The following is a 17,882-nucleotide window of genomic DNA, read 5'->3' on the forward strand; positions in this document are numbered from 1 at the left end:
ATGATTTCAACGCCAGGCTCAAACGCTCACGGCGACTACACGATTTCTGCCTGACGCCTTGGCCTCATAGAGCGCACCATCCGCTCGTTCGATGACATCTTCGTTTTCATCCTGTTCGCCTGCCTGGGCAACCCCTGCGGAGATGGTCTGAAAAACCTCAACGTCATCTTCGGAAATACTAGTCTCAGACACCGTCTGTCGCAAACGCTCGATGACCTGTACCCCATCCTGCAACGTGGTCTCGGGCAGCATGATCAAAAACTCTTCCCCGCCATATCGATATACACGATCGTGTGGCCGCAACGCCGCTTCGAAACGGTCTGCAAGCTCCTCGAGCACCGCGTCGCCGAAGCCGTGCCCGTATATGTCATTGACCCTCTTGAAGTGGTCTGCATCGACCATGGCGACACACAGTGGAGATTGGTTGCGCCGCGCGTGTGCGAGCTCCCGCTCGAGGTCGCGCTCCATCGCGGCGCGGTTGAGCAGTCCAGTCAGTTCGTCGACATCGGTCAGCGAGGCGGTGATTGCGGCATCGAAGCGATCCAGCGCACTGTCCAGTCGGCGGATCGCAGCGGCCAGGCTGCGGAAACGTGCGGCATCGAGCGTTCCATCGGTGGCGCTTGCTAGTGTCTCGTTGGCCACGCTTGCCAATCTGCCGAAATTCCTGCTTATGGCTTTGAACAGCACGTGCTGACGCACGGATATTGGCGCGGAGGACGCAAGCGCGTCTGTTGGATCGAGCGATTCAGGCGACTTCTTCTTGTTGCTCTCTTCATTCGGAAATTGAAGCCGAAAAAACAGGTCGAGCCGGTAGGTCCGATGTCTGATCAGCTCCTCCCGGAAGATGCTTCGAAAGTGAGCGAGTTTGTCTGTGTCTTCTTCACGGGTGAGCGGTTCATTCATTGAGTCCCCCGGTTTCTTGGCTTCGGGTAGTGCAGTGCAGCATTTGCGGCAAAAGTCCGCGTCTTATTCATGGTTGGAAAGGTTGCACCGTGTCAATGCGCGACCATCTCGTGTTTCATGTCGAAACATCGTTTGCGACATCCGTTGCTGTCGAAGGGGGCAGGGTGCGTGGAAGCGACTCATGCCGCGCGTTGCGTCACAGTGGCCATACGATCAACAGCATCGGCACCGACACCGCGATGACGATGATCTCCAGCGGCAGGCCAAGTTTCCAGTAGTCGCCGAAGCGGAAACCCCCAGGGCCGAGGATCAGTGTGTTGTTTTGGTGCCCGATCGGGGTCAGGAACGCGCATGATGCGCCGATCGCCACCGCCATCAGGAATGAATCAGGGCTTACACCCAGTGCCGCGGCAGTGCCAATCGCGATGGGGCACATTACTGCGGCCGTGGCGGCGTTGTTCATCAGATCTGAGAGAAACATCGTGACCACGAGAATCAGCGCCAGCCCGACGATGGCATGGCCCTGGGCGACGTTCTCGATCAGAAATCGGGCAATGAGGTCGGCCGTGCCGGTGGTCTGCATTGCACCGGCGACCGGGATGAGTGCACCGAGCAGCACGATGACAGGCCAGTCGATTGCCTTATAGACCTCGCGCGGCGGCACGGTGCGCAGCGCCATCGATGCGAGCACGCCGATCGCGAACGACACTGCTGCGGGCAACAGGCCGAACGCAGCCCCGCCAATCGCAAACAGCATGATCAGGCTCGCCTCCCAGATCTTGCGCTTGTTGGGGATGCGTAGCTCCCGTTGCGCAAGCGGCACGCAGCCGTTGTCTGCAGCGAATTCGGCGATCGACTCCGGTGGCCCCTGCATCAGCAGCAGGTCGCCGGACTGAAGCGCGATGGAGCGCAGGCGTTTCATCGACCGCGTGCCTTCGCGGGACAGTGCGAGCAGATTGACCCCGTATCGCGTCCGCAGGAGGATGTCGCTGGCCGACCGGCCGGTCAGGGCCGAGCCGGGCAGCACTGCAAGCTCCATCAACACCACGTCGCCGGTTTTCGGTGGCGCAGCGTCGTCCTCATCGACGTTTTCCTTGTCCTTCGACGATTTCTTGCCCTTGTCGCTCTTGTCCTTGCGCGCCTCTTTAGTTCCCGGAGTGTCGTTGGCCTCGACCCCTGCCGACTCCTCCGACTTGACCGACTCCTCGAGCTTGAGCCCCAGTGTCGAGAGTACATCAGTGAGCGCGTCGGCCTCAGCCTCGATCATCAGGATGTCACCTGCATGCACCCGGCGCCCCGGGTTGGCGGCGATGAGCCTGACCTCACGTTGCACAATGCCGATGATCTGCGCGTCCACCTCGGACAACTCCGCCTCAATCTCGCGCAGGCTCAGGTTCTCGGCTTTGCTGCCTTCGAGCACTCTGACTTCAGTGATGTAGGCGCCCGACTCGAAGCCTTCGACGCCAGCCTGCTTGCGCACCGGGACGAGGCGCCAGCCGACCAGCGCGACAAACACGACGCCGGCCAGGGCGACCGCCAGCCCGATGGGAGTGAAGTCGAACATGCTGAAGCTGCCCAGGCCGGCCTCGGCACGAAACCCGGATACGATGAGGTTGGGGGGCGTGCCGATGAGCGTGGTCATGCCGCCCAGGATGGTACCGAAGGCCAGCGGCATCAGCACCTGCCCAGGGGTGAGATCCAGCCGCTGCGCGACATGGATGGCCACCGGCATCAGCAAGGCCATTGCGCCGACGTTGTTCATGAAGCCGGATAGAAAAGCCCCCAGGGCCATCAGCGCGGCAAGCGTGACCAGGCGCCCCGCATTGGCGGGTAGCACGGTACGAGTTAGGGCATCGACCGCGCCTGCATTCTGCAGGCCCTGACTGAGCACCAGGACGCAGGCGACGGTGATCACTGCCGGATGACCGAAGCCGGTGAAGGCCTCGGCAGGCGCAACCAGGCCGGCCAGCACGCAGGCGAGCAGCGCCCCGGCTGCCACCATATCGTGGCGCCACCGGCCCCACAGAAACATCGCGACCGTCGCCGCAAGAATGGCCAGAATCGTCAGCTGATCGTATGTCATGCTTGCTCACGAGTTTTTTGTCAGGGAGTCGGCTGCGATGCCGGAGAGAATGCTGCTGCGGGTGGCAACGGGGCGCGTGCGCCGATATGCGTCAGCGCAGCGCGTCCGCGTACCGTGAGGTCGGTGACAAAGCGGAATTGCTGGCGCGGATCAACCGGGTAGGCCCGAATGATGTACTTCGTGCCCCAAGTCTCCTCGCGGACGGCGACGATGACCGGGTTGTCGAAGCTCAGGTAGGGACTGGTCATCGCGACGTCCTCGAGGGCTGCACGGGCGCGGGTCGCGTCATGCTCCGGGTGAACGTGAAAGCTCGCGGTGCATTGCAGCGTCGGACTGCCGTTATTGGCGTTGCGTACCGCAGAAGACCACAGCTTGAGGTGCGGCACAGTGACGTAGTCGTCGTCGGCCGTGACCAATGCGACGGTGCGCATGCCCACATGGACGACCTCGCCATAGTGTCCATCGAGCTCGATCCAGTCGCCGGGCCGGTAGGGTTGCTCAAAGGCCGACACTACGCCCGCGATAAGGCTGCTTGCATAGTCCTTGAGCGCAAAGCCGATTGCCAGGCCGGCAGCCCCCAAAATAGCCACCATGTTTTGCAGCGATGGTTCGATGATGACGGGCAGTGCAAGAATCAACGCACCGAGAATCACGGTAAGACGAACCACCGGAACTAGTGCCAGTGCATGATGCCTCAAAGTGCCGTGCAGCCGGTTTGCCAGCCAGGGCAGAAGACGCTGGGATACGATGATCAGTGTCACGGCAGCTATCAGGATCAGCGCCAGCTCCAGCATCGCGGTGCGATCCAGCGTATTCAACAGGCGGGTGAGTTCGGGAGAGCTATCCATTGATAATGCTCAGAATGCGTCGATAAGGTAACTGCGGTCGCGCAGAAACTCACGTACGACGGGATAAGCCAGCGGCGCGACCTGCCAGCGTTCATCCTCGCGGACCAGCAAGCCCAAAACTTGCAGGCGCAGGAGTTGTGACGCGACCCTGGCTCTGGGTATCGGCAGCAGTAGCGCGAGCAGGTCGGTCGTCAGGCCACGATGCAGCAGCAAAGCATGCAGTACGAAGGCGACATCCTCATCCGTGTCGGCGGGCAAAGCGGGGGGTTCGACATCTCTTACCACCCACACGATATCGTCGGGGGGCTGACCTGCGCGCTGTCCTGCCGAGCGGGCACCATCCTGCTCTTCTTCCCGGTTTTGTTGGTCGTGCTGAGGTTCGGAGCGCAGTTGTTTGCGCCAGTAATGCCAGGCGAGACCTGGGTTGCCACGGCAGTGTGTCGCAAGCTGGCGTAGTTCGGATGAGGTTTGTACGAGCTTGCTTTCGGACGATTCGCCCCGTGAGGTCGTTTGCGTTTCTTCCGGCAGTAGAGACTCTCCACTGCTCGCGCTTAGAAAGCGCGTTTCGTGGCGAGCGCCCGAATTGGCTTTGGGCTTTACGAAAAGATCGGCCAGCGCGGCGCCGTCAAAGGCCTGCAAGGTAAGCGCGGCCGTTCCGGGAAGCGGCCAGATGCGCTGGACAAAGGCAAAAGCCCAGCTATCGCAGCCGATCACACCGGGCCCCAGCTCGCCGGAGATGGCTCGCTCAAGAAAGCGTCGCACCAGGTCAAGGCCGTTGGTATGACGGAGAAAGCAGCGCTCCAGCGCCGGCAGTACCCAGGCCTGATCGCCTCCCCTTGTTGGAAGCGATTCGAGCCAGGATTCACCGCCCGCGAGGATTTGTGCGGTTTCAGGCGGTGTCAGTACCCGAGCCTGCTCTCGGGCGGCCCAACGCTGGACTGTTGCGGCATGATTACAACAAGGCTGGCCAATGAGAAAACGCACCGGTTCGTCTTCACCGCTCGAGGAGCGCAGGTCGATTTTCCCTCTGCCTGAAGCATCGGCGGTGATCTGGTTGTGAGCTTCAGCAAATGCCTCTGCCACCAGCGACCAGTTGATCGGCGGCACAAGATTGGCAAGGCGAACATTTGGCAGAGCACGAAGCTCTTCCTCGGCGCGAGCGACGCTGGCCTCCTTGTCTACTCGGCCGAACAGCCGATGCAGCGACTTCCAGCGTTTCTTGATCAGGCTTACCCGATCGTCCGAGGGAATGACATAGTCCGCCATCGGAACAATGTGCCAAGGCGAGGACTCTTTTGGGACGCTCTCGCGAATGAACGGATTGTTCGCCATCTGATGGTTGTCGGTCTGGTCATGTCGGTGCAGGTTCAATCCAGTGCCTCGGCCTGGTACGCTTCGCAAGCGCTGAGATCGGGGCGACGGTGCGACAGCTTTCCGGCGATTTCACGCAAGGCGGAGCGCAGGCCTTCCTCCAGAACAGGGTGATAGAAAGGCATGGCGAGAAAGTCATGCACGGCCAGTCGGCGCTCTACCGCCAGCGCAAGCAGGTGAGCCATATGTTCGGCGGCAGGGGCGCAGATCTCGGCGCCGAGAAGGCGGCCATCATCGGCGCTGGCGTAGACACGCATCAGGCCCTGGTTGCGTTGTGCCGTCAGGGCACGCCCCTGCGAGCCGAAATCGATGCTACCGATCAGGCATTGCGCCTCGTTGAGATCGCTGAACCGCTGGCCGACCGAGGCAATGCCCGGATCGGAGAAGACGATGGCAAGAGGCGTTCTTCGACAGAAGCGGGTCGGCTCGCTGGCAAGTGCATTGACCCCCGCGATGTAGCCTTCGTCAGCCGCTTCATGAAGCAGGCTGGCGTCGGCATTGGCGTCTCCGGCGATGAATACCGGCAAGTCGGCGATCTGCAGGCTGTTGCGGTCGAAGGGAGGCAGACCGCGCTTGTCGAGCGAGACGCCGAGCGTTTCAATGCCTAGGTCATCGAGATTCGGCTTGCGGCCCACGGCCACCAGCACCCGGTCCACCTCGATATCGACCGGCCCCGCCTGCACACGGACGCCATCGGCGGTGGCGCAGAGCCCGACCTCGTGCCCGGTGTGGATCGAAAACTCATCCTCCAGCGCCTTGCGCACCGCTTTCGCAACAGCGGGGTCCGAGACGCCAGCGATGCGTTCGCCCTTGCCGAAGGCGTGGACGTCCACGCCTAGCCGCGACAGCGCTTGCGCCATCTCGACACCAATGGCACCCAGGCCGATCACCGCCATGCGCCCGGGCAGGGTTTCCTGCTCGAAGAAGGTATCGGTGGTCAGCAGTCGTTCTCCCAACGCCTGCCACGCCGTGGGCACCACCGGGCGGGAGCCGGTGGCGATGATGATGCTGCGCGTTTCGAGGATGTCGTCGCCCACCGCCACCTGACGGGGGCTCAGCAGGCGGGCGCGCCCTGCAATGCTGCGCACGCCCATGGCATCCGTCGCCTTCAGCACCCTGCCGACAAAGCGGTCGCGTAGCGCACGCACGCGCTGCAATACCACCGCGACGTCGATGCTGAGATGTTCGCTGCCACGAATGCCGAATCTCTCCGCCTTGTTGCGCGCGTGGTAGGCATTGGCTGCCTCGATCAATGCCTTGGAAGGCATGCAGCCGACTCTCGCACAGGTGGTGCCATAAGGACCGTCGTTGATCAGCAGGAACCGTTCGGTCTGCTTGCGTACCTCGCGTACCGCAGCCAGCCCGGCCGATCCTGCCCCGATGATGATGACATCGAAATTCGTGGTCATGTCCCGTCGTTGTCTCAGTGGTCGAGCTTCTTGTCGGTGAATAGCCAGTCGCGCAATTCCTTGTCGAACACCGGATCGCGACGACGAATCCATTCCAGCACCATCGCCGCGTGCTCCTTCTCCTCATCTGCGTTGTGCTGGAGAATGCTCTTGAGCTCGGGGTCCTTGCAAGCATCGACGCGCTGGTTATACCAGTCGACGGCTTCCAGCTCCTCCATCAGTGACACGATGGCACGGTGCATGTCGCGTGTCTCGTCGGAAAGCTCGTTGATGGGCTCGTGATAGCCTTCGTTTGCCATGCTCATACTCCTTTAGTTGATTTGAAATGTGTGTGTTTGCAATGTTACTACGACCGTGAGGGTCTGCTTGTCACCGTTTTCATTTCTGCGCGATCAGTCTCCGACTCAATGCTTTTTCCAGTTCGATGAGCAGGAAAACCGTCGCGCCGATAGCCAGAGGTACCAGCCAGTGCCTGAGTTCAAGTGCTGCGGTACCAAACCACAGGTTCATGAACGGCAGATACACGAAACCCATTTGCAGAAGCACAAGCACACCAACCGCAATAAGCGCCGCCCGGTTCGAGAACAACAGCTTTATGCTCAGGCTTGACTCGGTCAGGAAGCGGGCATTGAAAAGGTAGAAGGCCTGGGCGATTACCAGCGTATTGACCGCCATTGTGCGCGCGACGTCCAGATCCATGCCCCGCATCAATTCGAATTTGAACATGGCGATGGTAGCCGAGCCGATCAAAACCGATACGATAGCCAGCCGAATCAACATGGCTTTGTCCATGATGGAGGCCCCCGGTTTGCGCGGCGGGCGTTGCATGACGCCCGGCTCGGCCGGTTCGAAGGCCAGCGCGAGAGCCAGCGTCACCGCAACCACCATGTTCACCCATAGAATCTGCACCGGCGTGAGCGGCAGGGTGAGGCCGAACACCACCGCTGCGAGCATGACGAGACCTTGCGCGCCGTTGGTCGGCAGGATGAAGAGGATGGCCTTCTTCAGGTTGTCGTAAATCGTGCGGCCTTCTTCGATTGCGCGCTCTATCGAGGAGAAGTTGTCGTCGGCCAGCACGATCTCGGCCGCTTCCTTGGTGGCTTCCGTGCCCTTGATGCCCATCGCCACGCCGACGTCTGCGCGTTTGAGCGCCGGCGCGTCGTTCACGCCGTCGCCGGTCATCGCCACCACCTCTCCGCGCGCCTGCAGGGCCTTGACCAGGCGCAGTTTGTGTTCCGGGCTGGTGCGGGCAAAGATGTCGCAGTCGTGGGCGATCTGCTGCAATTCATCGTCGGAGGCGGCCTCGATCTCGGCGCCGGAGATTACCTTGATCTCGTCTTCTTTGCCGATTCCCATCTCGATGCCGATCGCGCGAGCGGTGCCTGCATGATCACCCGTGATCATTTTCACCCGTATCCCCGCCTCATGGCATGAGCTGATTGCCTCGATCGCTTCGGGGCGCGGCGGGTCGATGATGCCGATGAGCCCGAGGAAGATCATGTCTTGCTCGACGTCTTCCAGCGAGAGCTCGCTCTTGCTGTCGGAGACTTCGCGCGCGGCGGCGGCGAGTACGCGCAAACCTTCTGCGCTGAGTGCCTCTATGCGCTCCTCCCAAAATTCACGGTCCAGTGCTGCGGGTTCGCCATCGGCGCTGAGCTCATTTTCACAACGATCGAGCAAACGGTCAGGCGCGCCCTTGAGCAGGATCGCGCGCGAGCCGTCCGGTCGCGAATTGAGCGTAGCCATGAACTTGTTGTCCGACTCGAAGGGGATACTGTCGTGGCGTTCGTGGCTTTCGGCGTCGAATTTTAGTTTGAGCGCAAGCGTGCGGAGAGCCCCCTCGGTGGGTTCGCCTGTCACTCGCCATTCCCGTTCATCTTCAGAGACTTCGGTGTCGTTGGCGACTGCTGCGACTTCCACCACGGCGTGCAGGTGCGGGTGCTCGTGAAGCTCGACTTGCTCACCACCCAGCGTGACTTCGCCTTCCGGCTTATAGCCGGTTCCGTCCACGGCATAGTCGCCACCCCGGGTGATGACGTGGCGCACGGTCATCTCGTTTCTGGTTAGTGTGCCGGTTTTGTCGGAGCAAACAACCGTGACCGAACCCAGCGTTTCGACCGCAGTGAGCTTGCGCGTGATCGCATTGCGCCGAGCCATGCGCTCTACGCCAAGCGCCAGGGTAATGGTCAGGATGGCCGGCAAGCCTTCTGGAATGGCAGCGACGGCAAAACCAATGGCGGCAAGGAACAACTCCCCTAACTCGAACTCGTGCAGAGCAAAACCGATGACAAGCATCAGCGCGGCCAGACCGACAATGACCACGGCGAGCACTTTGCTGAACCGGGCCATCTGACGCGTGAGCGGCGTCTGCAGGGTCTGCACCTCGGAGATCATCCGGTTGATGCGCCCCAACTCGGTGTTAGGGCCGGTAGCGGTGACCACGCCGGTACCCCGACCTGCTGCGACCATGGTGCCTGAAAACGCCATGCCAAAGCGGTCACCCACACCGGCGTCCGCGTCAACTTCCTCCGTGTTCTTGTCGGCGGGAACGGATTCTCCGGTGAGCGCCGACTCTTCGATGCGCAGATTGGTTGCCTTGATGAGTCGAAGATCCGCAGGTACCCGATCGCCGGAGCGCAGGCGGACGATGTCGCCCGGGACCAGACTGTCCGCTTCGATTTCGATCCACTGTCCGTCACGTCTGACCTGAGCGTTCAGCGAGAGCATCTTGCGAATGCCGGCGAGCGCTTCCTCGGCCTTGCCTTCCTGGATGAACCCTATGATCGCGTTGATGATGACCACGCTGAGAATCACCCAGGTGTCTATCCAGTGCCCGAGCAGCGCGGTGATACCCGCCGCCACGATGAGGATGTAGATCAGGATGTCGTGAAAGTGCTTGATGAAGCGTTTGATCGCTCCATCCCTGTCGGGTGCCGGCAGGCGGTTGGGTCCGACCTCGGCAAGGCGTCGCTTGGCCTCGTCAGAGGTCAGGCCATCCTGCTCGGCGCTAAGCTCGCGCAGTGCATCCGATACTGCAAGGGCGTGGGGTTTTTCGATCTCTAGTGAGCTGGCTTGCTCTTTGGCCATGGTATTCCGCTTGCGGGTTGAACTTCGGCAGAAAGAATCAAATCAAGGCTTTGCGCGAGCCCGAAACCTCTGTGGTTGATCAATCAACCTTGCTGGCTATCACCGATCTGGTCGCAGTATTCATCGAGGCTCTCCGGCACATCCGGGGGGCAGACTCCGCATTCCCGGTTGCCCGGCACGGCGTAATCGATGAATTTGGGATAGGCGAGGTCGAGTTCATCCATCAGCTTGATGAACCCCTCGAGATCGCGGTCACCGCCCAGACGCGGGTTGCGGGCCTTTTCCTGAGCAATCGACGACACCCGACGCTTATTGTAGTCGTGCCCCGGGAACACGAGCGTATCCTCAGGCAGCGCAAACAGTTTGTGGCGTACGCTGTGATAAAGCGCGCGAGCATCGCCGTTTTGGAAGTCGGTTCGACCACATCCGTCGATCAGCAGCGCGTCACCGGTCAACACGCGCTCGCCAACGCGGTAGGCGTGATGACCGTCCGTGTGTCCGGGGGTGAAGATCGGTTCGAGCACGATGCCGCCAAGCGTCAGAGGTTGCCCCTCCTGCAGCGGGTGGTCCACGCAGCTCAGTTGGTCCATGGCCGGGTGAGCGATGCGACTGCCCGCCTCGAGCTTGAGCTTGCGAGCAGAGGTGATGTGGTCTGCGTGGATGTGGGTGTCAACCGTGAAGGCGAGTTCCAGGCCGAGACGACGGACTTCCTCCAGATCCCGCTGCCAGGCTGGAAGCACTGGATCAACCAGAACCGCCTTGCCGGTTTGCTCGCAGCCGATGAGATACGTGTAGGTGCTGGACACGGGTTCGAACAATTGACGAAAGATCATCGGGCGTTCCTTTATTGCTTCTGTGAAGGTCAACAGCCCACAGCTCAGCTGCCGGGCAGGTGCTTGTGCGCGCAGCGGACGAGTTCGCGGAACAGCGCGCGCTGGCCGCTGAAGTAGAGCAGAAACTCCGGATGCCACTGGACGCCGATCAGGTACTCGGCGGCTGGGTCCTCGACGGCCTGGACAATGCCGTCGAGATCGCGACCGGTGACGACCAGCCCTATGCCGCGGCGACCAGTGTACGCGGCCCAAATGCGCCACGTTCCGGCCCGGTTATGGCGATCAGCGGTCTAGCCATTCAATTTCAATGGTGCTGGCCCAGTTGGTGAAGATTCGGACCAACGGACTGTCAAGGTGCGTCTGGTAGGCGGTGCAGCACGCTTCGAGTCGGGCCTCGTCAGCGGCGAGACGTTCGACCTCGATCCAGTCATTCCACGCCACATGAAGACCCCATTCCGGCTTGTGGATTTCGCAATCGGGAAGCCGATAATGAAAAGTGGGGCGGGCCTTGATGAGCACATCATCGGTCTGCGTGCGAACCCGGTCTGCGTCCAGATGGGCGAACAGTGGCAACATGTCCAGCGCGCGGTTTCGGGTCGGGTTGTCGGCGAGATAGTCGTCGATCAGGTCGGTGAGGTCTGGCCAGTAGTCGGGGGCGATGATTTTTCTGACATAGTCGCCAGGGAAGGGGTTGACGTAGCTTGTGACGCGGCGGGACAAGTCAATATTGGCCCGCTCGTAGAGCCAGTCGTACAAGCAGAAAAAGGCTTTCAGCGCCGACGCAATCAGGCGTGGTTCAAGGCTCGGCAGCTCAGGATTGAATTGCAGGCCAAAGGCGTTGATTGCACTGTCGGAAGTACCTTTGGCCCCGGCTTTGCGCAGGCTCTTGATCAGCGCTTCGAACTGACTCAACCGGTCCAGCGGCAACGGTGGGCTGATGATCTCGAGGGGTACAAGGGATTCGGCAGCCCAGGCAAGCACGTCTTCTGCTGCGGATGCCATGCCGGCGCTCACCGTGCCTTCCTCAAGTTGTTCACGGCCAAGCTTCTTCAGCAGGTCGAAATCCAGTTCAACGATCCAGTCGCCATCCGGGTCGCCCTTCAAGACCCTTTCGTAGCGTCCGGCGGTGTCTGCACGCAGGCCTAGGAATTCGGCGACATGGGCGGCGAGCACATCGAGCTCGATGCCACTGATCTCGAGCTCGACGCCTACCCGCCGAGGTTTGCCTTCGGCGTTTTCGAGCCAGGGGGGCTCGGCCAGAGCGGGGGTTTGGTCATTCATGCCGGGGGATTCTCCGCTTCGCGCACCACGCGATGTACGAACCCGAGCTTTTCGACGACGGCTGGAGATATCACGAACGGATAGGCGTGCTCGTGACCCATACTGCGGTTGAGGCTGTTGAGCGCGAACGCGAGCGGCAGCCAGTGTTCGATCAATGTCTCGATGCTCGTTTCCCGATACGGGTCGAAGTCGTGTCGGACGCAGCCGTCATCATCATCGCCCGCCCTGGGTCGGGAGCCGATGCCGAAGGCCCAGGCAGTCTCCAGGGTGTCGACGATATGCAGGTAGTGTGCCCAGGTTTCGGCCCAGTCCTCCCATGGGTGCATCGTCGCGTAGCCGCTGATGAACTGCTCCTGCCAGTTCGTGGGGGCACCCTGCTGGTAATGCCGCTCCAGAGCCTCGCCGTAGTCCTGGGTTTCATCGCCGAACAAGGCGCGGCAATCCTGCAACCAGTGGGTGTCCCGCACCAGCCTGTCCCAGTAATGGTGTCCCGACTCATGCCGAAAGTGACCCAGCAGCGTGCGATAGGGCTCATCCAGCTTGTCGCGCATGCGCTCACGCTCGGCCGGGTCCGCCTCCTTGATGTTGATCGTGATCAGCCCCTCGGCATGGCCGGTCAGCACCTTGCCACGTTCGCTGAAAGGGGTGGCGGTATCGGCCAGGAAGTCGAAGGCGAGTCCGCCGGGCCCGTCGCTGAGGGGGGTGAGGGGTAAGCCCAGTCTCAGTAAGGAATAGACCAGACGCCGCTTTTCGGTTTCGAGCGAACGCCAGAGGTCTATGTTGCCGTCGACCCCAAGGTCGGGAATCGTCTGGTTGAGCCTGCATGCCGGGCAGAACTCATGGGGGGCGTCAGCCGGAATCATCCAGTTGCAGACCGCATGCTGGATGAAGTTGGCGCACATGCGATAGGAGGTGTCTTCGCCATGAGGCCGCCAAAGGTCGTCTCCGCTTGGATCAAGGGATACCAGTTCGAGCCGGTCGGGCAGAAATCCCAGCGTCGCGCCACAGCGAGTGCATGAGACATTCTCAAAGTACAGCCGCTGTCCGCAGTGGCCACAACTGAACAGGCGCATCTTGGCTCTCCATTGGATCAAGCGACTGCCGGCTGGCTGTGTCGCCGGCAGTCGCTTCGTTCATTTGAACTTGTTGGCCGCGTCCTTGAACGCCTTGCTCATGCTATCCCAGGCCGACTCCATGCCGTCCTTCATGGATTCCCACGCGTCTTCGCCGGACTCGGCCATCTCGCGCCACTTCTCCCGCGCCTTTTCACGCTGCATGCGCATCTCGGAGAGTTGCTCCTCGTATTTGATCCTGGCGTCGGCTTCCGCGCCACGCGCCTTGGCTTCGAGCTTGTCGATCTCGGCGCCCCATTCGTCGATCTGCGCCTTGATCTTGTCCAGGTGGGCTTCGCGATTACTCATGATGTGACCTCCTTGTAGAGGTGGTGTGGGAAAACCTTGGGTCCGATACCGTTGCCCGAGTGTGCTCGTCAGCTGGCCGGCCCCTATGCAAGATCGGTCTGTTGCAGTTCGATCTGTTCTTGCGTTTGCCTCAATCTCCGGATTCTATATCCGAAACCGGCAGTCCACAATCGCCTCGTGAAGCTGCGTGGCCTTGAGCTGCAGCCTGTTCGTGAAGTCATGCAACTGATTGTTTCAGAAGGGCTTTTCTACATGAGAATCCTGCGCAGGGCGTCGAGCCTGCATGGCCATATGTGCTGGGGCATGGCTGGATGAATTTCCTCTGGTTCTCCAATGCCGCTCTGATGGCGTATGGTGGATCACGCACGTACTGATCTACTACCCGCTGCGGGCAATTGGAGGAGGTGTAATGACTCTGCTGACCTGGATCGGAATCCTGCTGTGCCTGTCGCAGTCGGCGATGCTCTCCGGCCTGAACCTTGGTTTGTTCTCCCTGAGCAAGCTGGAGCTCGAGGTAGAGGCGCGCAAGGGCAACGAGCTGTCAAAACGCGTGCTGCATCTGCGTCAGGACGCGAACTTCGCGTTGGTCACGATTCTCTGGGGCAATGTCGGGGTGAACGTGCTGCTGACACTGCTCTCGGGCTCCGTGATGAGCGGGGTGATCGCGTTCCTGTTCTCCACCGTAGTGATCACGATCTTCGCGGAAATCATTCCGCAGTCCTATTTCTCACGCAACGCGCTGCGCATGGCGTCGCTGCTGGCGCCGGTGCTGCGGGTCTACCAGGTTCTGCTCTATCCGGTGGCGAGGCCGACCGCCTGGTTGCTGGATGTCTGGCTGGGCGGGGAGAACATCCGCTTCTTCCCGGAGCGTGATCTGCGTCGCGTGATCCAACTGCACATGGAGGCCTCCGAGTCGGAGATCGCCCGGGTCGAAGGGCAGGGCGCGCTGAATTTCCTGGAACTCGACGACGTCCCGTTACGTGACGAGGGCGAGCCGGTGGATCCAGAGAGCGTGCTGCGCCTGGAATTCGATGGGCCGAAGCCCTTGTTTCCGAAAATCACCGCGGATCCCGGGGATCCGTTTCTCCGCGAGATCAATCGCTCGGGCAAGAGCTGGGTGGTGATCGTCGATTCCGAACATCAACCGCGGCTCGTCCTGAGCGCCAACGATTTTCTGCGCGAGGCGATGTTCGCACCCGAACGGTTCAATCCGTTGCGGCACTGCCACCGCCCGATCATCGTGAGCAGCGGCGAACGGAAACTCGGTGAACTGATTCCGCGTTTCCGACTGTACTCGGGGCGGGAAGGGGACGACATCGTCGAGGACGACGTGGTGCTGTCGTGGGGAGAGCAGCCACGAGTGCTCACCGGAACCGACATCCTTGGACGCCTGTTGCGGAAGATCGCACGGGTATCAAAGGACGCTGAAACGCTCTCCGTTTCCCGTCCGCCCTGTTATACTTTGCCCGAGAAGTGATCCGACCCACAGGGAACACACCCATGGACTCATTGCAGTCATTGATGGAATGCCTGGCAGACGGCGAGACTGCCGACTTGGTGGGACGTCTGCGGACCCTGGTGTCCTGGCTGCGCCCCCGGGATCCCGATGATCTCGACGATACCCTGGCCCGCATGGAGGCGCTGACGGTCGCCTTGCGGGAGAATGACGAACTGCGTGGTGCTATCCTGGGCAACATGGAGGCAGCCTTGGCGGCAAGCCGTCATTTACCGATCTATACGGAGATCGGACTGTTTTCCCGACGAGGCTTTCTGCGTGAGTTCGGCCAGCGTTTCTACGAGCTGATCAACCCCCGCCCACGAGACCCGGGCAATCTCAGGGATATCCTCTATCTGGTTTTTGACCGACCGAATGATCCCCGTTGGGTGGCTGCGGTTCCCGACGAGGTCTGGCTGGCCCTGTTGGATGCTCTTGAGGAGTTCACCCAGGAAGAGGGGCCGGTCTTCCGTCGTGCCCGGGAGCAGGTTCTTTATGCCCTGGAGATGCTCTCCCTGTGGGTGGCCGGGGAGGAACTGGAGCCGGAACTGCTGCGTCTTGACCCTTCCATGGCTGAGCGAAACTCGCCTTTTGTCGCTCAGGAACGGGAGATGTCTGCCTATATCCGGGACTATGTTGCTTGGCTGGAAGACCCGTCCCGGGAGTTTCATGATGATCGCCACGCCCGGGTTCTACTGGAACAATGTGCCGAACAGATCGAGCGATTTCAGAAACGGGCCGTTACCCGGGGTAGCAGTATCGGCCTCACCCATTTGATCACCCGGCTCGAACAGACGCTGGAGCGAATCACTATCTTGCTGGATCTGCTCGACCCCTTTGATCAGGATCGCCGCCGTCGCACCGGGATACGGCTATTCAAGACTCTGGTGACCGGCAACATCCGTCAGACCAGTCTTAAGGCCCTCTGGCAGGATAATATCCGGCTGGTGTCCCGCAGCGTGACCGAACTGTCCAGTCGGACTGGCGAGCATTACATCACTAAAAATCGTCGGGAATACCTGCAGATGCTGGGAGCGGCGGCGGGGGCGGGTTTCATCATCGCCTTCATGGCCCTGGTCAAGATCTGGCTCATGAAGCTTGGGTTGTCGCCCGGCTGGGAGACACTGTGGGTGAGCCTGAACTATGGTCTGGGCTTTGTGCTGATCCACATCCTGCACTTCACCGTGGCAACCAAACAGCCGGCAATGACCGCCGCCAGGCTGGCAGCGGTGATCGAGGCCGGAGAGCGAGGCAATGCCAACCAGGAAAAGGTGGCCGATATCCTGATCCAGGTGGGACGATCCCAGTTCGTGGCGGTGTTGGGCAACGTGAGCGTGGCTCTGCCGGTGGCATTTCTGGTGGGTTGGGTTGTCTTGGGTCTATCGGGTACCCCTTTGCTCAGTGCCGATGAGGTGGATTATCACCTGCTGGATCTTCAGCCTCTGGTCGGATTGGCGTTGCTGCATGCGGCGATTGCCGGTGTCTGGCTGTTCCTGGCGGGACTGATTGCCGGGTTTTTCGATAACCGCTGCGCCTATCTGCAGTTGGGGGATCGCATGAAGGGCAATCCCCATCTTGCCAGGGTGATGTCCCGACCGGCTCGTGACCGACTGGCGGAGTATCTGGACCATAATTATGGCGCCTTGGCGGGCAATTTCCTCTTCGGCGTCTTGCTGGGTACCACGGGGCTGATCGGTTTGTGGCTGAGTCTGCCCCTGGATATCCGCCATGTGGCCTTCTCCTCGGCCAACCTGGGTTATGTGGCCTCAGTCCACGACTTGGGCGGTCCTCTATTCCTGCTGTATTTCGTCTTCGTGTTACTGATCGGGGCGGTGAATCTGTGGGTAAGTTTCACCCTGGCCATGTACGTGGCCCTCAAGGCCCGTGGCGTCAGGCTGGGGGATATCCGCAAGCTGGCGCGTATCTATGCCCGTCAGGTGCGGCGTCACCCCCTGGGCGTGTTGTTGCCACCACCGGAGCAGCCCGACACTGGCCAAAACGCCCAACCAGGTTCGACCCAGCCGTGATCTGACGGATGCGGGATCGATTTTGGTTTCGGGAATTTGGCCGCATAAGTCGGCATCTAGCGGTAGGAGCGCTGGACCGGCCTCGGCGATGGTTGGCAGCCGCTATCATTGCGATAGCGGCCACCTGTACTCCGGCCTTCTGACGCCCGAGCCCCCACACCAAGCTCCCCTCTCGTTTCATGGACCGATTCGCAAAAAGCAAACTGAGTGCGGCCAGTGCTGTCAACCCGTCCACTCATAATGACGGAGCGCCAATAACTTCAAGTTATATGTGGAACGATACTTAAGTTCTTCCTCACTCTTGCGTCAACTATCCCATTGTTCGGGGCTAGTCAGATCAGGCGATCCAAAGAATTTCCTCTAGCCTCCGAAGGCGTGTCTGCCTCTGCGGTTAGACACAGACTGCTGTGCGGCTAGAATCACTGCCCGCCGCGCACGAGACGAACTGCGAGGGGTGCATCTCGGTGGCGACCGTGGTCTTCTTCACTGCCAAAGCTCACGGCCCATGCAACCTCTGCAACACCTGGAAAGGGCGAAACTGACCAGAAAAGCGAACCAGCGGTATTCGGAAAGCGATGCGTGTTTATTGTTGGACTACCGCGGCATTGCTCGATGAGGCTGCGCAGCTCATCGACGCTTGGCAAACGCCAGTCGGTGTAGTTAGCGAAGTTGCTAGCCTTAGCTTTCTCCAGAGCGTCGATCCACGCGAGGTGTTCTGCGGAACCGTTCTCGCAAGTCGCGCCGTTCAAGCCCTCTGCGCACGCTTTCCACATGAGGCCGGTTCGCAAATCGGTGACGGTGCCATCGTGATGATCTACATAGATCGAATCCGGATTGCTCGGCGCCAGAGTGGCGGTGCCATCGCCGTGATCGACGTACACCAAATCTGGCATTCGATCTAAGTGATGGCGCCCGTCGCTGTCCAGGTACAGGCGTTCACAGAACTTTGGGACAATCAACATGGGCTCAGTGAGGTTGGCGGCTGGAGTATCCCCAGGTTTTCGCAGGCAAATTTCCTGTTAAAACAGTGGGATAATGGAAGGTGGGGTGGACATGCACCGGCAAGATCGTGATTCTTAAGGTGACTAAGCCGAAAAAGAGCCACGAAAAAACCGATGCACGCC

General features: G+C 60.7%; 15 protein-coding genes. 2 read left to right on the forward strand and 13 right to left on the reverse strand.

All coding sequences use genetic code 11. The annotated features are described in order from the left end of the window. Positions 1–18: 18 nt before the first annotated feature. The 12 genes from BMX62_RS11030 to BMX62_RS11085 all read right to left on the reverse strand — a co-directional run bounded on the left by BMX62_RS11030 (position 19) and on the right by BMX62_RS11085 (position 13,236). Positions 19–903: a GGDEF domain-containing protein gene (locus tag BMX62_RS11030; RefSeq protein ID WP_090208808.1), complete on the reverse strand. Its 885-nt coding sequence runs from the start codon at positions 901–903 to the stop codon at positions 19–21. Positions 904–1,099: 196 nt separating this feature from the next. Continuing rightward, positions 1,100–2,986 carry an SLC13 family permease gene (locus tag BMX62_RS11035; protein ID WP_090208814.1) on the reverse strand — a complete coding sequence of 629 codons (1,887 nt, stop codon included), beginning with the start codon at positions 2,984–2,986 and terminating at the stop codon, positions 1,100–1,102. Positions 2,987–3,006: 20 nt separating this feature from the next. Then, on the reverse strand, positions 3,007–3,834 hold the full coding sequence (locus tag BMX62_RS11040) for a mechanosensitive ion channel family protein (RefSeq protein ID WP_090208818.1): 828 nt from the start codon (positions 3,832–3,834) through the stop codon (positions 3,007–3,009). A 9-nt stretch (positions 3,835–3,843) separates the two neighbouring features. Next, positions 3,844–5,205 carry a hypothetical protein gene (locus BMX62_RS11045; RefSeq protein ID WP_143339756.1) on the reverse strand — a complete coding sequence of 454 codons (1,362 nt, stop codon included), beginning with the start codon at positions 5,203–5,205 and terminating at the stop codon, positions 3,844–3,846. Next, entirely contained in the window at positions 5,202–6,614 is a 1,413-nt protein-coding gene (locus BMX62_RS11050) for a dihydrolipoyl dehydrogenase (protein ID WP_090208826.1), read from the reverse strand. The genes BMX62_RS11045 and BMX62_RS11050 overlap by 4 nt, the downstream gene beginning before the upstream one ends. A gap of 14 nt (positions 6,615–6,628) precedes the next feature. Continuing rightward, positions 6,629–6,913 (reverse strand): encapsulin-associated ferritin-like protein, encoded by a 285-nt coding sequence (locus tag BMX62_RS11055; protein WP_090208829.1) that lies wholly within the window; start codon positions 6,911–6,913, stop codon positions 6,629–6,631. A gap of 79 nt (positions 6,914–6,992) precedes the next feature. Continuing rightward, the gene (locus tag BMX62_RS11060; RefSeq protein ID WP_090208832.1) at positions 6,993–9,701 is read right to left on the reverse strand and encodes a cation-transporting P-type ATPase; all 2,709 of its coding nucleotides are present in this window, start codon (positions 9,699–9,701) and stop codon (positions 6,993–6,995) included. A gap of 83 nt (positions 9,702–9,784) precedes the next feature. Next, entirely contained in the window at positions 9,785–10,534 is a 750-nt protein-coding gene (locus BMX62_RS11065; protein ID WP_090208834.1) for an MBL fold metallo-hydrolase, read from the reverse strand. A gap of 44 nt (positions 10,535–10,578) precedes the next feature. Further along, the gene (locus tag BMX62_RS11070; RefSeq protein WP_143339758.1) at positions 10,579–10,788 is read right to left on the reverse strand and encodes a gamma-glutamyl-gamma-aminobutyrate hydrolase family protein; all 210 of its coding nucleotides are present in this window, start codon (positions 10,786–10,788) and stop codon (positions 10,579–10,581) included. Positions 10,789–10,816: 28 nt separating this feature from the next. Beyond that, the gene (locus BMX62_RS11075; RefSeq protein ID WP_090208838.1) at positions 10,817–11,815 is read right to left on the reverse strand and encodes an amidoligase family protein; all 999 of its coding nucleotides are present in this window, start codon (positions 11,813–11,815) and stop codon (positions 10,817–10,819) included. After that, positions 11,812–12,888, reverse strand: coding sequence for a zinc-binding metallopeptidase family protein (locus BMX62_RS11080; protein ID WP_090208842.1), 1,077 nt, complete (start codon positions 12,886–12,888; stop codon positions 11,812–11,814). Before BMX62_RS11080 ends, BMX62_RS11075 begins: the two co-directional genes overlap by 4 nt. A 60-nt stretch (positions 12,889–12,948) precedes the next feature. Continuing rightward, positions 12,949–13,236, reverse strand: a complete 288-nt coding sequence (locus BMX62_RS11085) for a sll1863 family stress response protein (protein ID WP_090208845.1) — start codon at positions 13,234–13,236, stop codon at positions 12,949–12,951. Positions 13,237–13,645: 409 nt separating this feature from the next. On the opposite strand from BMX62_RS11085, the gene BMX62_RS11090 reads away from it, so the two are divergent. Both BMX62_RS11090 and BMX62_RS11095 read left to right on the forward strand, forming a co-directional pair. Next, complete coding sequence (locus BMX62_RS11090) at positions 13,646–14,713, forward strand: DUF21 domain-containing protein (protein ID WP_090208849.1); 1,068 nt, start codon at positions 13,646–13,648, stop codon at positions 14,711–14,713. A 23-nt stretch (positions 14,714–14,736) separates the two neighbouring features. Then, entirely contained in the window at positions 14,737–16,758 is a 2,022-nt protein-coding gene (locus BMX62_RS11095) for a site-specific recombinase (protein WP_238375972.1), read from the forward strand. 419 nt (positions 16,759–17,177) lie between these two features. On the opposite strand, the gene BMX62_RS11100 is transcribed toward BMX62_RS11095, so the two are convergent. Further along, entirely contained in the window at positions 17,178–17,720 is a 543-nt protein-coding gene (locus tag BMX62_RS11100) for an Lcl C-terminal domain-containing protein (RefSeq protein ID WP_090208854.1), read from the reverse strand. Positions 17,721–17,882: the final 162 nt, after the last annotated feature.

The sequence above is a fragment of the Ectothiorhodospira magna genome, assembly GCF_900110965.1.
GTDB classification, from domain to species: domain Bacteria; phylum Pseudomonadota; class Gammaproteobacteria; order Ectothiorhodospirales; family Ectothiorhodospiraceae; genus Ectothiorhodospira; species Ectothiorhodospira magna.

What these genes read in the sequence shown, in the direction of transcription:
- BMX62_RS11030 (WP_090208808.1), bottom strand. Translation starts at nt 903, where the DNA reads ATGAATGAACCGCTCACCCGTGAAGAAGACACAGACAAACTCGCTCAC.
- BMX62_RS11035 (WP_090208814.1), bottom strand. Translation starts at nt 2,986, where the DNA reads ATGACATACGATCAGCTGACGATTCTGGCCATTCTTGCGGCGACGGTC.
- BMX62_RS11040 (WP_090208818.1), bottom strand. Translation starts at nt 3,834, where the DNA reads ATGGATAGCTCTCCCGAACTCACCCGCCTGTTGAATACGCTGGATCGC.
- BMX62_RS11050 (WP_090208826.1), bottom strand. Translation starts at nt 6,614, where the DNA reads ATGACCACGAATTTCGATGTCATCATCATCGGGGCAGGATCGGCCGGG.
- BMX62_RS11055 (WP_090208829.1), bottom strand. Translation starts at nt 6,913, where the DNA reads ATGGCAAACGAAGGCTATCACGAGCCCATCAACGAGCTTTCCGACGAG.
- BMX62_RS11060 (WP_090208832.1), bottom strand. Translation starts at nt 9,701, where the DNA reads ATGGCCAAAGAGCAAGCCAGCTCACTAGAGATCGAAAAACCCCACGCC.
- BMX62_RS11065 (WP_090208834.1), bottom strand. Translation starts at nt 10,534, where the DNA reads ATGATCTTTCGTCAATTGTTCGAACCCGTGTCCAGCACCTACACGTAT.
- BMX62_RS11075 (WP_090208838.1), bottom strand. Translation starts at nt 11,815, where the DNA reads ATGAATGACCAAACCCCCGCTCTGGCCGAGCCCCCCTGGCTCGAAAAC.
- BMX62_RS11080 (WP_090208842.1), bottom strand. Translation starts at nt 12,888, where the DNA reads ATGCGCCTGTTCAGTTGTGGCCACTGCGGACAGCGGCTGTACTTTGAG.
- BMX62_RS11085 (WP_090208845.1), bottom strand. Translation starts at nt 13,236, where the DNA reads ATGAGTAATCGCGAAGCCCACCTGGACAAGATCAAGGCGCAGATCGAC.
- BMX62_RS11090 (WP_090208849.1), top strand. Translation starts at nt 13,646, where the DNA reads ATGACTCTGCTGACCTGGATCGGAATCCTGCTGTGCCTGTCGCAGTCG.
- BMX62_RS11095 (WP_238375972.1), top strand. Translation starts at nt 14,737, where the DNA reads ATGGACTCATTGCAGTCATTGATGGAATGCCTGGCAGACGGCGAGACT.
- BMX62_RS11100 (WP_090208854.1), bottom strand. Translation starts at nt 17,720, where the DNA reads ATGTTGATTGTCCCAAAGTTCTGTGAACGCCTGTACCTGGACAGCGAC.